The 13,936-nt window shown below is 69.6% G+C and carries 14 protein-coding genes; 5 read left to right on the forward strand and 9 right to left on the reverse strand.

Annotation, left to right across the window (positions count from 1 at the left end):
- Positions 1-2: 2 nt before the first annotated feature.
- The 4 genes from A6B37_RS20840 to A6B37_RS20855 all read left to right on the forward strand — a co-directional run bounded on the left by A6B37_RS20840 (position 3) and on the right by A6B37_RS20855 (position 3,724).
- Positions 3-1,028, forward strand: coding sequence for an ABC transporter ATP-binding protein (locus tag A6B37_RS20840; protein ID WP_102775335.1), 1,026 nt, complete (start codon positions 3-5; stop codon positions 1,026-1,028).
- Positions 1,018-1,971, forward strand: coding sequence for an ABC transporter ATP-binding protein (locus tag A6B37_RS20845; protein ID WP_246842534.1), 954 nt, complete (start codon positions 1,018-1,020; stop codon positions 1,969-1,971). Before A6B37_RS20840 ends, A6B37_RS20845 begins: the two co-directional genes overlap by 11 nt.
- A 54-nt stretch (positions 1,972-2,025) precedes the next feature.
- Positions 2,026-2,934, forward strand: coding sequence for a LysR family transcriptional regulator (locus A6B37_RS20850; RefSeq protein WP_102775333.1), 909 nt, complete (start codon positions 2,026-2,028; stop codon positions 2,932-2,934).
- Between the two features lie 82 nt (positions 2,935-3,016).
- Complete coding sequence (locus A6B37_RS20855; protein WP_102775332.1) at positions 3,017-3,724, forward strand: FadR/GntR family transcriptional regulator; 708 nt, start codon at positions 3,017-3,019, stop codon at positions 3,722-3,724.
- On the opposite strand, the gene otnK is transcribed toward A6B37_RS20855, so the two are convergent.
- The 9 genes from otnK to A6B37_RS20900 all read right to left on the reverse strand — a co-directional run bounded on the left by otnK (position 3,721) and on the right by A6B37_RS20900 (position 13,333).
- Positions 3,721-4,986: a 3-oxo-tetronate kinase gene (gene otnK / locus A6B37_RS20860; RefSeq protein ID WP_111826805.1), complete on the reverse strand. Its 1,266-nt coding sequence runs from the start codon at positions 4,984-4,986 to the stop codon at positions 3,721-3,723. The two genes, A6B37_RS20855 and otnK, sit on opposite strands and share 4 nt — an antisense overlap.
- Entirely contained in the window at positions 4,983-5,891 is a 909-nt protein-coding gene (gene ltnD / locus A6B37_RS20865; protein ID WP_111826806.1) for an L-threonate dehydrogenase, read from the reverse strand. Before ltnD ends, otnK begins: the two co-directional genes overlap by 4 nt.
- Positions 5,892-5,918: 27 nt before the next feature.
- Positions 5,919-6,893, reverse strand: a complete 975-nt coding sequence (gene denD / locus A6B37_RS20870; protein WP_111826807.1) for a D-erythronate dehydrogenase — start codon at positions 6,891-6,893, stop codon at positions 5,919-5,921.
- Entirely contained in the window at positions 6,890-7,687 is a 798-nt protein-coding gene (gene otnI / locus A6B37_RS20875; RefSeq protein WP_102775328.1) for a 2-oxo-tetronate isomerase, read from the reverse strand. The genes denD and otnI overlap by 4 nt, the downstream gene beginning before the upstream one ends.
- Positions 7,688-7,695: 8 nt before the next feature.
- The gene (locus A6B37_RS20880) at positions 7,696-8,334 is read right to left on the reverse strand and encodes an aldolase (RefSeq protein WP_111826808.1); all 639 of its coding nucleotides are present in this window, start codon (positions 8,332-8,334) and stop codon (positions 7,696-7,698) included.
- A gap of 62 nt (positions 8,335-8,396) precedes the next feature.
- Positions 8,397-9,530: a hypothetical protein gene (locus A6B37_RS20885; protein WP_246842535.1), complete on the reverse strand. Its 1,134-nt coding sequence runs from the start codon at positions 9,528-9,530 to the stop codon at positions 8,397-8,399.
- A 2-nt stretch (positions 9,531-9,532) separates the two neighbouring features.
- Positions 9,533-10,393: a decaprenyl-phosphate phosphoribosyltransferase gene (locus A6B37_RS20890; RefSeq protein ID WP_111826810.1), complete on the reverse strand. Its 861-nt coding sequence runs from the start codon at positions 10,391-10,393 to the stop codon at positions 9,533-9,535.
- A 158-nt stretch (positions 10,394-10,551) separates the two neighbouring features.
- Positions 10,552-10,965: a carboxymuconolactone decarboxylase family protein gene (locus A6B37_RS20895; RefSeq protein ID WP_102775324.1), complete on the reverse strand. Its 414-nt coding sequence runs from the start codon at positions 10,963-10,965 to the stop codon at positions 10,552-10,554.
- A gap of 103 nt (positions 10,966-11,068) precedes the next feature.
- A complete protein-coding gene (locus A6B37_RS20900; protein WP_111826811.1) occupies positions 11,069-13,333 on the reverse strand; it encodes a TonB-dependent siderophore receptor in 2,265 nt (754 codons plus the stop codon).
- A 217-nt stretch (positions 13,334-13,550) separates the two neighbouring features.
- Here A6B37_RS20900 and A6B37_RS20905 point away from each other — a divergent pair, with 217 nt between their 5' ends.
- Complete coding sequence (locus A6B37_RS20905; protein ID WP_111826812.1) at positions 13,551-13,934, forward strand: hypothetical protein; 384 nt, start codon at positions 13,551-13,553, stop codon at positions 13,932-13,934.
- Positions 13,935-13,936: the final 2 nt, after the last annotated feature.

Consider the following 13,936-nt stretch of genomic DNA (forward strand, 5'->3'; position numbering starts at 1 on the left):
CCATGACGGCTCCCCTGCTGGAATTCGACGACTTCCGCCTGCATTTCGACACCTTCGATGGCTGCTACCAGGCGCTCGACGGCGTCACGCTCAGCATCGCCCCGGGCGAAAGCCTGGGCATCGTGGGCGAAACCGGCTGCGGCAAGTCGGTCACCGCCAAAAGCGTGCTGGGGCTGGTGCCCAGCCCGCCGGCGCGCGTGGCCGGCGGCGACCTGCGCTACCGCGGGCAGAGTCTGCTGGGCCTGGACGAAGCCGCCATGCGCAGGATACGCGGCGTGGAGATCGCGATGATCTTCCAGGACCCCATGACGTACCTGAACCCGCTGTTCACCATCGGCGACCAGATGTCGGCCGTGATCGCCGCGCACGACGCCGCCAAGCCGCGCGCGCAACGCCGCAGCGCGCGCCAGCGCCGGCAACTGGCCGCGGACATGCTGGCGCGCGTGCACCTGCCCAATCCGGACACGCAGCTGGCCCGCTATCCGCACCAGCTGTCCGGCGGCCAGCGCCAGCGGGTGCTGATCGCCATGGCGCTGTCCGGCTCGCCGTCGCTGCTGATCGCCGACGAGCCCACCACGGCGCTGGACGTCACCATCCAGGCGCAGATCCTGGACCTGCTGGACGAACTGCGGCGCGACCTGGGCCTGGCCATCCTGCTGATCTCGCACGACCTGGGCGTGATCTCGCGCGTGTGCGATCGCGTCGCGGTGATGTATGCCGGCACCGTGGTCGAAACCGCGCCGGTCGCCAGCCTGTTCGACGATCCGCGCCATCCCTACACCCGCGGCCTGCTGGCGTCCGTGCCGCATCCGCGCAAGCCGGCGCAGATGCTGGCCGGCATTCCCGGCACCGTGCCCAACCTGCTGCATCCGCCGGCCGGCTGCCGTTTCCAGGCGCGCTGCAGCGCGGCCGTGCCCGCCTGTAGCCAACAGCGGCCGGCCACGGTTTCCCTAGCCCCTCAACACAGCGCCGCCTGCCTGCTGCTGGCCCGGCGCCCGGCCCACGAGCCCGATGCCCATGCTGCTTGAACTGCGCTCCGTCTCCCGAGAATTCCGCATGAACGACGGCCGCAGCCTGCACGCCGTCAGCGACGTGAGCTTCGGCATCGAACCCGGCCAGGCGCTGGGGCTGGTGGGCGAGTCCGGCTGCGGCAAGTCCACGCTGGGCCGCCTGTGCGCGCGGGCGCTGGACCCCACCAGCGGCAGCGTGCACTTCGACGGCCGCGACGTGACCCGGCTGAGCCCGCGCGACCTGCGCGCGCTGCGCCGCTCGGTGCAGTTCATTTTCCAGGACCCGCATTCCGCGCTGAATCCGCGCATGACGATTCTGCGCAGCGTGTCCGAGCCGCTGATCCTGCACACCGACCTGCGCGGCGCGCGCCTGCGCGCGCAGGCGGCCGAACTGATGGAGATGGTCGGCCTGCCGGCCCAGTTCCTGAGCCGCTATCCGCACGAGCTGTCCGGCGGCCAGAAGCAGCGCGTCTGCATCGCGCGCGCCATCGCGCTCAAGCCCAGGCTGCTGGTGCTGGACGAACCCACTTCGGCGCTCGACGTATCGGTGCAGGCGCAGATCCTGAGCTTCCTGAAAGAGCTGCAGGCGCGCTTCAACCTTTCCTATCTGTTCATCTCGCACAATCTGGCCGTGATCCGCGCCCTGTGCCCGCGCGTGGCGGTCATGTACCTGGGCCGCATCGTCGAACAAGGCCCCACCGAAGAAGTGTTCGTCCAGCCCCGCCATCCCTATGCCGAAGCGCTGATCGACGCCATCCCCGTGCCGGAGGGCCGCCAGCCCGAGCGGCGCATCACGCTGCAGGGCGACATTCCCTCGCCCATCGACCTGCCGCGCGGCTGCGCCTTCGCCTCGCGCTGCGGCAAGGCCATCGCGGGCCGCTGCGACGCCGCGCAGCCCGGCCTGTACGCCACCGGGGCGGCGCACGAGGCGCGCTGCCACCTGTATGCGCCGGCGCCCTGACACCGAAGCCGGACCGGGAATGGTAAAACTGCACGCTGATACGAGTCGCCCGGCATGACCGCTCTCCTGGACAAATTCGCCAATCAGCTGGACTGGAACCTGCTGCGCACCTTCATGGTGATCGTGCAGGAGCGCAGCATCACGCTGGCCGCGCACCGCCTGTCGGTGACCCAGCCTTCAGTCAGCGCCGCGCTGCGCCGGCTGGAGGAGCGCCTGGAACGTCGCCTGATCGAACGCGGCGGCGCCGCCGCCTTCCAGCCCACCGCCGCCGGCGAGGTGCTGTACCGGCACTGCGCCGATATCTACGGCATCGTCACGGCGCTGCCCAAGGCGCTGGACGCCGCCCACGGCGTGGTGCAGGGCATCGTCACGCTGCACCTGAGCGGACATATCCATTGGCCGGAACTGCCGGCCCTGATCGCCGGCTACCGCCAGCAATATCCGCTGGTGCGCTTTCGCGTCAAGCGCGGAACCTGCGCCGACATCCTCGGCCAGCTCGCCCAGAAGCACGCCACGCTGGGCGTGGTGTCGGCGCGCGACGCGCGCCCGGTGCTGGTGCAGCGCAAGCTGTTCGACCAGGAAATGGGCCACTATATGGGCCACGGCGCGGTCCACGGCGCCGATGATCCGCACGCCGCGCCGGTGATCGGCTTCGAGGACGAGCAGACCGGCTCGCCGCTGGCCGCGCTGTCCGTGCACCGCATACGCGCCGGCCTGGAAGGCCCCACCGTGGCCGAGGCGCCGGACTGCGAATCGCTGGCCGCGCTGGTGCGCGCCGGCGCCGGCATCGGCGCGCTGCCCAGGCGCTATGCCGCGCAGGACCCCGGCATGGCCGAACTGCCGCTGCCGCCCATCGTCCTGCCGGTCTACCTGGCCCGCCACGAACAGGCCGGCCTCAGCCCCGCCGACCAGCGTTTCCTGCAATACCTGGAAAGCCAGGGCTGCCTGCCCGCGCAACCCTGAGCCGCGCGGCGCGCGCCTAGCGGTTATCATCGACGCTGCCCCGCCGACTCGTGAGCGGCTCATTCCCAGGCGCTGCGCATCCATGTCGTTTCCCCGACTTCCCTCCCCGCCCACGCTGACCGATACGGTCGCCAAGCAGCTGCGCGCCGAGATCGACACGGGCCGCCTGCCGCCCGGCGCCAAACTGCCGCCCGAGACCACGCTGGCGCAGCAGTTCGGCGTCAGCCGCACCGTCATCCGCGAAGCCGTGTCCCGGCTGCGCCAGGACGGCGTGGTCGAGGCGCGCCAGGGCAGCGGCGTGTACGTCACCGCCGCCACCGGCAACCGCCCCCTGCGCATCGACGCGGCCGAGCTGTCCTCGATCGAGGCGGTGCTGCATATCGTGGACCTGCGCCGCGCGCTGGAAACCGAAATCGCCGCGCAGGCCGCCGCCATGCGCAAGAAGCAGGACATGGCCGACATCGACGCGGCGCTGGCCGCGATCTCGCAGGCGGTCGCGGACGGCGGCGACGGCGTGAAAGAAGACGTGGCGTTTCACCGCAGCATCGCGCGCGCCACCGGCAACCCGTACTTCCTGACCACGCTGGCCTTCGTCAGCCAGTTCCTCGAAGCCGCCACCCGCGTCACGCGCGGCAACGAGGCGCGCCACGCCAACCTCATGCGCGACGTACTGCAGGAACACGCCGCCATCGTCGAAGCCATACGCAACAAGGACGTCGACGGCGCGCGCGAAGCGGCCCGCATCCATATGGTGAACGCAGCCAGGCGGCTGCGGCAGGCGCATCGTTAGGCAAACGCCTTGGCGAATGCCTTGATGAAAAAATCCCGTGTACCGAAGTTCCCCGACTTCAGCGCAATGCTGATGTCCCCTTGCGCGGCGGGCGCATAGCCCGCGCACCACGGCACGCCCGGGTCGATCTGTTCGCCGATGGCGATCTGCTCCAGGCCCAGCGCCTGCACCACCGCGCCCGAGGTCTCGCCGCCGGCCACGATCAGCTGTCGCACGCCGCGTTCGACCAGTCCGGCCGCGATGCGCGCCAGCGCCGCCTCGACCAGCGCGCCGGCGCGTTCGGCGCCCAGCGCGCCCTGGGCCTGGCGCACCTGCTCGGGCTGCGCGGTGGAATAGATCAGCACCGGTCCGTCGGCCAGCCGCGGCGCGGCCCAGGCCAGCGCCTCGCCGGCCACGTCGTCGCCGGCCGCCAGCCGCAGCGGGTCCAGCGCCAGCGCCGGCCGTCCGCTTTCGATGAAGGCCGCGACCTGTCCGTTGGTGGCGGCCGAGCAGCTGCCGGCCAGCACCGCCTGCGGCCCCGGCACGCGCGCCCGTGCGGCGCGCCCGCCGGGCGCCAAACCCCAGTTGGCCGGCAGGCCGATCGCCACGCCCGAGCCGGCGGTCACCAGCGGCATGCCGCGCAGCGCCGGGCCCAGGGCCAGCAGGTCGGCGTTGCCGACCGCATCGACGATGGCGATCCCGACGCCCTCGGATGCCAGCTCGCGCATGCGCGCGCCGATCGCGTCGCTGCCGCGCGCCACCACGGCATAGTCGATCAGCCCGACCTTGCGCGAGGTCTGCGCCGACAGCACGCGCACCAGGTTGGGATCGGTCATGGGCGTGAGCGGATGATGCTGCATGCCCGATTCGTTCAGCAGCACGTCGCCGGCGAACAGATAGCCCTTGAACACCGTGCGCCCGTTGTCCGGAAAGGCCGGCGTGGCGATGGTGAAATCCGTGCCCAGGCGCGCCATGAGGGCGTCGATGACCGGACCGATATTGCCCCGCGGCGTGCTGTCGAAGGTGGAGCAGTACTTGAAATAGATCTGCTCGGCGCCCTGCGCCTGCAGCCAGTCCAGCGCCGCCAGCGACTGCGCCACGGCCTCGTCGGCGGGCAGGGTGCGGGTTTTCAGCGCCACCACCACTGCGTCGGCGTCGCCGCGCAGCGGCGCGCCCGGCACGCCGATGGTCTGCACCGCGCGCATGCCGGCGCGCACCAGATTGTTGGCCAGGTCCGTGGCCCCCGTGAAATCGTCGGCGATGCAACCCAGTTTGAGGCTCATTTCGGCTCCGGCAGGAGGATTCCCGGAAAAATCTTGATCACGGCACTGTCGTCCTCGCGGCCATGCCCGGCCGACGAGGCCTGCATGAACATCTGGTGCGCGGTCGCCGCCAGCGGCAGCGGAAACTTGCTGTGGCGCGCGGTGTCCAGCACCAGGCCCAGGTCCTTCACGAAGATGTCCACCGCCGACAGCGGCGTGTAGTCGCCGGCCAGGACGTGGGCCATGCGGTTCTCGAACATCCAGCTGTTGCCGGCGCTGTGGGTGATGACTTCGTACAGCGCGTCGGCGTCCACCCCTTCGCGCAGGCCCAGCGCCATGGCCTCCGCGGCGACCGCGATATGCACGCCGGCCAGCAGCTGGTTGATGATCTTGACCTTGCTGCCCGCCCCCGCCCGGTCGCCCAGGCGATACACCTTGCCGGCCATCGATTCCAGCACGCCGCCGCAGGCCTCGTAGGCGGCCGGCCGAGCGGCGGTCATCATGGTCATTTCACCCGCGGCGGCCCGGGCCGCGCCGCCGGAGATGGGCGCGTCCACGTACAGCACGCCCAGCCCGGCCAGGCGCGCCTCCTGCGCGACCGACCAGTTCGGGTCCACGGTGGAGCACATCACGAACACGGCGCCCGGGCGCAGCGCGGCGGCGATGCCGCCGTCGCCGTACAGCACCGCCTCGGTCTGCTGTGCGTTGACGACCACGCTGATCACGATGTCGCAGGCCTGCGCCATCTCGGCCAGCGAGGCGCAGGCCACGCCGCCCTCGGCCGCGTAGGCCTCGGCCACGCCGGGCCGGATGTCGTAGGCATGCACCTCGTGGCCGGCGCGGCGCAGGCTTTGCGCGATGCCCGCGCCCATGGCGCCCAGGCCGATCACGCCGACGCGGCGCGGAGTAGTCTGCGGATGGTTCATGGTATGGAGATCCAGAAAGCCCGGCGATCAGCGCGGCAGGTCGTCGGCCAGGTAGGCGCGGATGATTTCGGCGAAATCGCGCTCGCCCTGCAGCCCCAGCGCGGCCGCGCGCGTCGTGTCCCAGCGTCCGGGCCAGCTGCCGACGATGCGCTCGACCCGTTCGTCCGCCTGCCAGGCGATGCGGTCGGCGACCTCGTCGCCGGCCACCTCGCGCAGCGCCTGCTGCATGTCGCCGGCGGTGACGGACACGCCCGGCAGGTTGATCGGCCGGCGGTCGGCCACTGCCGCGGCCGGCAGCTCGCAGCCGGCGATCAGCGCCTGGATCGCGCCGCGCGGCGACAGCAGCCACAGCCGGGTATCGGGGCCGACCGGACAGACCGCCGCCTCGCCGTTGAGCGGTTCGCGGATCATGCCGCTGGCGAACGACGAGGCCGCCGCGTTCGGACGGCCCGGGCGCACACTGATGGTCGGCAGGCGCAGCACGCGGCCATCGACGTAGCCGCGCCGCGTGTAGTCGGCCAGCAGCAGCTCGGCAATCGCCTTCTGCGTGCCGTAGGACGACCGGGGATTGAGCGCGGTGTCGTCGCGCACCGTCTCGGGCAAGTCGCCGCCGTACACCGCCACCGAACTGGTGAAGATCACGCGCGGGCGATGGCCGAGCTGGCGGCAGGTTTCGAGCAGCGCGCGCGAGGCGTCCAGGTTGATCCGCATCCCCAGGTCGAAGTCGGTCTCGGCCTGGCCGCTGACGATGGCGGCCAGGTGGAAGATGACGCGGGTATCGGCGTCGATGGCCTGGCGCAGCACGGCCGGATCGGCGATGTCGCCGACCAGCGACCGCATGCGCGGATCGGCGCAGGCGCCCGCCTCGGCCACGTCCAGCAGATCGATCCGGCCGATGGGCTGGGGCGCGCCGCCATCCAGCGCCAGCGCGCCCCGTTCCAGCAGTTTGCGCGCCAGCCGCTGGCCCAGAAAGCCCGCGCCGCCAGTAATCAGTATTTTCATGATGAGTGCCCAGTGCCGCAAAGATAGGGTCGCGCCCAGCGCAGGCCGGCGGAGGTGCCGGCCTTGGGGCGGTATTCGCAGCCGATCCAGCCGGCGTAGCCCAGCGCGTCGATGCGCTCGAACAGATAGGGGTAGTTCAGCTCGCCCAGGTCGGGCTCGTGGCGGTCCGGCACGCCCGCGATCTGGATGTGGCCGATGCCCGCCATGTCGCGCTGCAGCTTCATGGCGATGTCGCCTTCCACGATCTGGCAGTGGTAGATATCGAACTGCACCTTGAGATTGTCGGCGCCGACTTCGGCGCAGATGGCCTGGGCCTCGTCCTGGCGGTTGAGGAAAAAGCCCGGCATATCGCGCGGGTTGATGGGTTCTATCACCACGGTGATGCCGGCCGGCGCCGCCGCCAGCGCGGCCCGCGCCAGGTTCTCCAGATAGGCCTGGCGATGCGCCTCGCGGTCCTGGTCCGGGCGGATCAGGCCGGCCATCACGTGCAGCCGGCGGCAGCCCAGCGCGGCCGCATATTCCAGCGCCCGGTCCAGGCCGCGGCGGAATTCGTCCTCGCGGCCGGGCAGCGAGGCGATGCCCCGCTCGCCGGCTTCCCAATCGCCGGGCGGCGCATTGAACAAGGCCTGCGTCAGGCCGTGATCGGCCAGCCGCGCCTTGAGGTCGGCCGCCGCGAATTCGTAGGGAAACAGGAACTCCACGCCGGCAAATCCATCGTCCGCCGCCGCCTTGAAACGGTCCAGGAACGGGTGCTCGGCATACATCATGCTCAGGTTGGCGGCCAGGCGTGGCATGGCGGCTCCTAGTAGCGCGCGCCGAAGACGGCGCGCAGTTCTTCGATGGCCTCGGCGCTCAGCGGCTGCGGGCGCGGATCGCTCATCAGCCACAGCCTGGCCGTTTCTTCCAGTTCTTCCAGCGCATGAGAGGCGTGCGACACGGAGCGCTCCCACACCACCGGCCCCAGCCGCTCGAACAAGGCCCCGCGCACCTGCGCCGCCACGGCCGCGACCTCGGCCGCGGCCTGCGCATCGCCCGGACGGCGATAGCCGATCAGCGGAATCCGCCCCACCTTCATGACCTGGTAAGGCGTGATGGGCGGCAGCACTTCGTCGGTCCGCCACACGCCGGCCAGGGTCAGGGCCACCAGGTGGGTGGAATGCGTATGGACCACGCCGCGCGACTGCGGGCTGGCGCGGTAAATGCCCTGGTGCAGCGCCAGGGTCTTGGAAGGCTTGGCGCCCGACACCCAGTTGCCGGCCGCGTCCACCTTGGCCAGCTGCGCCGGGTCCAGCCGGCCCAGGCAGGCGTCGGTGGGCGTGATCAGCCAGCCGTCGTCGAGCCGCGCGCTGATGTTGCCGGCCGCCCCGACCGTGTAGCCGCGGTCGTACAGGCTGGCGCCTACCGTGCAGATTTCTTCGCGGATGCGGGCTTCTTCGGACATGGGAAACAGCGCTGGAAGTAATCGGGTCATCATACAACTTTGACGATTCCCCACACCTAGGGCTAACCCGTTGGCGGCGGCCGTTCCCGCGCCCACCGATCCAGCGCCAGGGCCATCAGGCATGTCAGCGTGGGGTACAGCATGCTCAGGTTGCGCATTTCCGCCGGCGAGCAGAACAGCAGGAAGAGCGGCAGATTGATCCACAGGGCCAGGCGCGCGTGCCGGCGCAGCGCCGGCGGCAGACGCTCCCAGCCGGCGGCCGCCACGCCGGCCAGCGCCAGCGCGCTCACGATGCCGAAGCCGCGCGGCAGCAGCACGCCGTAGGTGCTTTCCGTCAGCAGCCAGTTGCCCGGATTGACGTAAAAGCGCAGGGTATGCAACAGCTGATAACTGACGGTTCCCCCCGGATTGCCGGCATAACGCAAGCGCAGCGCCAGGTATACGCAGCCGCTTATCGCCAGCATGCCCATCACCAGCGCGCCGGCCTGCCAGCGCGGCAGCCCGCGGCGCAACAGCGGATAGAGCGAGAGCGCGAAAAAGAAAAAGGCTTCCTTGTTCCAGGCCGCCACGCCGGTCAATACCAGCAGCCCGAGCATGCGCAGCGGCCGGCGGCGATCCGCGCCCAGCGCCAGCAGCACCGCGCCCATCATGAACAGCAGTTCGAAGAAGTCGTAGAAATAGCCGCCCCCGGTCAGGAAGAACGGCAGCAGCAGCGCGACGGCGGCCGGCGCCAGGGTCGCGCCCATCCGGTCGGCGCCGGCCCGCAGACATACGCGCCGCATGACGAAAAGCGCGGCCACCAGCGCGAGAAAGGCCAGGTAATAGACGAGGTGATAGCGCAGCGCGACCGCGGGGATCAGCGATTCCGAGGCCGGATAGCGCATCGCCAGTCCCCAGCGGCTGTCGACCCGCCCCGGCCGCGCCAGACGCGCGGAGATGCGCGCCACCATCGCCGGCGGCAGCAGCGCCTGGATGCCGTTGGCCAGCGCGGGCACGAATTGCCGGTACACATAGGGACGGTGGGCCGTGCCCTCCACCATGTGCGCCAGGCTCAGGGCCGGATTGCCGTCATTGAGCCGCCACTTGGTGTAGAAGCCGTTGAACGCCGCGGCCGCGACCACCACATAGGCGCAGCACAGGAGGAACCGGCGCAAGCCCGGACGCTCGAAGGCGAACATTCGCGCCAGCGCAGTCATGTTCATGCTCCCAGCAACAGGATGGCCGCCGCCGCCCAGGCCAGCACCGCCAGGCGGATCTGGCCGTCGGCCAGCAGATCGCGGCCCGGCTCCTGGCCCGCGCCTTCCCGGTACAGCAGGTACAGGTAACGGAACACCCCGAAGGTGACGATGGGCAGGGTGGCGATGAGATGGTCGGTGCCGTGCAGCGCCGCGACCTCCGGGTCCACGGTGTACAGTCCGTAGGCCAGCAGGCTGGCGCAGGCGGTAATGGCGACCAGCGCATCCAGCAGCTGGGCGCTGTAGTCTTGCAGCACGCTGCGCGCGCCTTCGGCGCGCACGGCGATTTCGGCGCGGCGTTTGGCGAACCCCAGGAACAGGGTCAGCATGAAACTGCACAGCAGCAGCCAGCGCGAGGGCGCGACGCCCACCGCATACGTGCCGCAGGCCAGCCGCAGCATGAAGCCGGCTGAAATACAGAACACGTCCACCAGCACGTGATGCTTCAGGCTCAGGCTGTAGGCGACGTTGAGCAGCAAATAGACCGCCACGGCCAGCGCCACCGCCCACTGTCCCGTGCCCAGCGGAATGGCCAGGGCGCCCCAGGCCAGCAGCAGCATCAGCGCGCGCGCCTCGCGCAGCCCGACCCGGCCGGCCGGGATGGGACGATGGCGCTTTACGGGATGCGCGGCGTCGGCGCCGCGGTCGTGGTAATCGTTCAGCACGTAGGCCGCGCTGGACGCCAGGCAGAACGCCACGAAGCCCACGCACACGGCGAACACCAGGCGGGGATCGGCCCAGCCGTTGCTGAAGATCAGCCCGATCAGCACGAAGCCGTTCTTCAGCCATTGCTGCGGACGCAGCAGCGTGATGACGGCGCTCATGGAAGCGCCCGCGGGAAGGACTGCGGTGGTAGGGTCATGCGGCTGGCGCGACGGAATCCGTCCGTTGAAGTGCCGCAGACTATGCCAGCGAAAGCACGGCGTCCGGGACGCCGCCGCGCTTTATCAGACTCATGCCCGCCGCAGCGGGCGGCGCCGGCTTACGACGCGTCAGCCTTGAAGGCGCCCTCTTCCTCCAGCACCTGATTGGCGGCCTTGAAGGCGTCCAGGCCCGCCGGAATGCCGCAGTACACGGTGGCCTGCAGCAGGATCTCCTTGATCTCCTCGACCGTCACGCCGTTGTTGAGCGCGCCCTTGACGTGCAGCTTGATTTCGGCCGGACGGTTCAGCGCCGTCAGCATGGCCAGATTCAGCATGCTGCGGGTCTTTTTCTCCAGGCCGGGCCGGCCCCAGGTGTAGCCCCAGCACCACTCGGTGGTGATGTGCTGGAACGCCATCATGAACTCGTTGGCCCGGGCCATCGAGCCGTCCACGTATTCGCTGCCCAGCACCTCGCGGCGCAGTTCCAGGCCCTGGTCGAACAGGGCCTGGGTTTCGGATTTGATGTCTGCCATGGTTGCTCCTTTGATGTTGCCGACACTCGGTGAGCAACATTCTTGACCATGGCGGACCGGCGCGCAATCATGGCCGGCCCCGCGGTGGGGCCGGCTTCGCGCCTCAGTCGTAGCGGAAGGTGGCGGTCAGCATGGCCGAGCGGCCCGGCGCCACGTAGCTGAACAGGCCCACGTGCGAGGCTTCGTATATGGTCTCGTCGGTCAGGTTGTTCAGGTTGAGCTGCAGGCTGAAGTTGCGGTTGAACTGGTAGGACGCCATCGCGTCGTAGCGCCAGTACGAGGGCAGCTGGTAGACGTTGGCGTCGTCCACGTAGCGCTTGCCGGTATAGGTGGCGCCGGCGCCCACCGTCAACTCGGGCATGAGGCGATACGTGCTCCACAGGCTGGCGCTCTGGCGCGCAATGAACTTCATCTGGTTGCCGCTGTAGTCCGTGCCGCCGCTCTGGTAGCTGGTGACCTTGGGGTCCATGTAGCTGTAACCCGCCCACACCTGCCATTTCGGCGTGATGGCGCCGGCCGCGCCCAGTTCGATGCCGCGCACGCGGTTGCTGCCCGACAGCGTCACGTCGCCGGTGATCGGGTCGGCGCTGCGCGCGTCGGTCTTGCGGGTCTCGAACACCGCCGCCGTCAGCGACAGGCGCTCGTCGAACACGTCCCACTTGGTGCCCACTTCGATGCTGCGGCTCTTTTCCGGCGCCAGTTGCGCCGTGTCCGCGGTCAGGCGGCCGCCGGCCGCGCCGTCGGCGCCGCCCGACTGGGCCGCGGTTTCGCCGGACGGGTTGGACGAAGTGCCGTAGGACACGTAGATGCTGCCATTGGGCGCGGGCTTGTAGACCAGGCCCAACTGGTAGTTCCACATATTGTCGGTGCGCTGCGCGTCGCCGCTGGTGACGCGGTAGTTGTCATAGCGCAGGCCGACGTTGGCCTCCCATTGCTCGCTGAACTTCATCGTGTCGAACAGGTAGGCCGCGCGGGTGATGGTTTCGGCGGCGTCGTACCTGGGGCCCCAGCTCAGGCTGCCGGTATAGGCCTGGTGCGGGTTCGGGTGGTAGAGATCGTCGATCAGGGCCTTGTCGAAGCCGCCGCGGGGCACGCCGTCGCGCTTGATGATCTTCTCGTTGCTGTATTCCAGGCCGGCCGCATAGCTGTGGCGCACGCCGCCGGCGAGGAATTCGCCGAACAGGTCGGTCTGGTTGATGAAGGACCGGTTGGTCTGGTTCAGCGTGCGCAGCGCCTTGGTCATCTGCACGCCCGGCGCCTCGGTGGAGCACGGCGCCACGCCATAGGCCGGATTGGGCCGCCCGCCCGTACGCGCCGCGCAGTTGTCGAACGAGGGGCGCGTCATGGCGTATTCGTTGCTGGACTGGGTGTAGCGCGTGCCGTTGCGCAGCTTCAGGCTGTCGCTGAACTTGTGCTCCACCATCAGGGTGCCCATGTCGGCCTGGTTCTTGCGGTAGTCGCGCCCGACCAGCCCGTAGTAGTTGTCGCGGTCCACGTCGGGCGGCGTCACGCGCCCGGGGCGCGATTCGTTCTTGAACGGGATGCCCAGGTCGGGCGTGTCGTCGTTCTGCAGGTGGTAGTAGCTGAGCGTGACCTGGGTCGGCGTGCCCAGGCCCCAGGTGAACGACGGCGCCACGCCCCAGCGGTCGGTCTCGACGTGGTCGCGGCCCGGGATGTCGCCGCCCTGCTTCATGAAGTTCAGGCGGAACGCCGAACTCTCGCCCAGCCCCCAGTTGGCGTCGCCGGTCAGGCGCCAGTTCTTGTCGGTGCCGACGCCGACCGTGCCTTCGACGAAGTCTTCCAGCTTGGGCGTCTTGCTGACCAGGTTGATGCTGCCGCCGGTCGAACCGCGCCCGCTGTAGGCCGAGCTGGGGCCCTTCAGGATCTCGACCGATTCCAGATTGAAGGTCTCGTGCGAGAAGCGGCCCAGGTCGCGCATGCCGTCGACCATCATGTCGGTGCTGGCCTCGTAGCCGCGCACGAAGGGCCGGTCGCCGGCGGGCGTGCCGCCCTCGCCCGCGCCGAAAGTGATGCCGGGCGCGGTGCGCAGCACGTCCATCAGCGACGAGGCGGCGCGGTCCCGCATCAGCTGCTCGGTGATCACGGTCACCGAGCGCGGCGTGTCCAGCAGGGGCGCCGTCATCTTGGGAGACGAGGCGACGTTCGCCTCGTAGCCGTCGCTGACCGCCTGGCCCTGCACCTGCACGGGCGACAGTTCCGGCACCGCTCCCGGCGCCAGGCTGCCCTGCGCCAGGACCAGGCCCGGCGACATCAGGGCGCCGCAGACCGCGGCGTAGATCGTGGAATTCGTAGACGAAATGCTGCCGCCGGCCTTGGCGCCGGCCGTCAAACTCTCTGCTTTGCTCATTGGACTCTTTCGGAAACCGCCCCGCGGCGGGTGCGCTATGGATGCGCTCTTGGTTTTATAAGAAGGCCAATGATATTCATTACCATTATTGCATTCAACTATTTGTCAGGCTTTATTCAGAAATTCGTCATTTTTGTCGAATTTTCTGGCCGATTAACAACACCAGGGGATAGGCTAGGATGCGAAAACGCGGGCCATTGCCCGGAAGGAGAGTTCCATGCCGCCCATCCGCCATTTGCTGCGCGCCGCCCTGCTGGCCGCGCTTTTGCCCTGCGCGGCGCAGGCCGAGACGGTCATGCTGCAGGCGCAGCAGGCGACGGCGAGCGCCGATCCGGCCACCTCGGCCCGCACGGTGGAAATCACGCTGAAGCCGGAAAGCGCCAAGGCGCTGGCCGACTTCACCCGCGCGCGCGTCGGCCAGCGCATCCAGCTGCGCGCCGACGGCGTGGTGCTGTCGTCGGCCACCCTCATGGCCCCGCTGGAAAGCGACAACCTGCGCATCGTCGCGGGCGAACATGGCTTCGAAGGCAAGTCCGCCGAAGAGATCGCCCAACGCATCATGAAGGCCGGCGGGCTGACGATAGGCGACGAAAACCGGTAGCG

The organism is Achromobacter sp. HZ01 (genome assembly GCF_003267925.1).
Taxonomy (GTDB): domain Bacteria; phylum Pseudomonadota; class Gammaproteobacteria; order Burkholderiales; family Burkholderiaceae_B; genus Achromobacter; species Achromobacter pulmonis_A.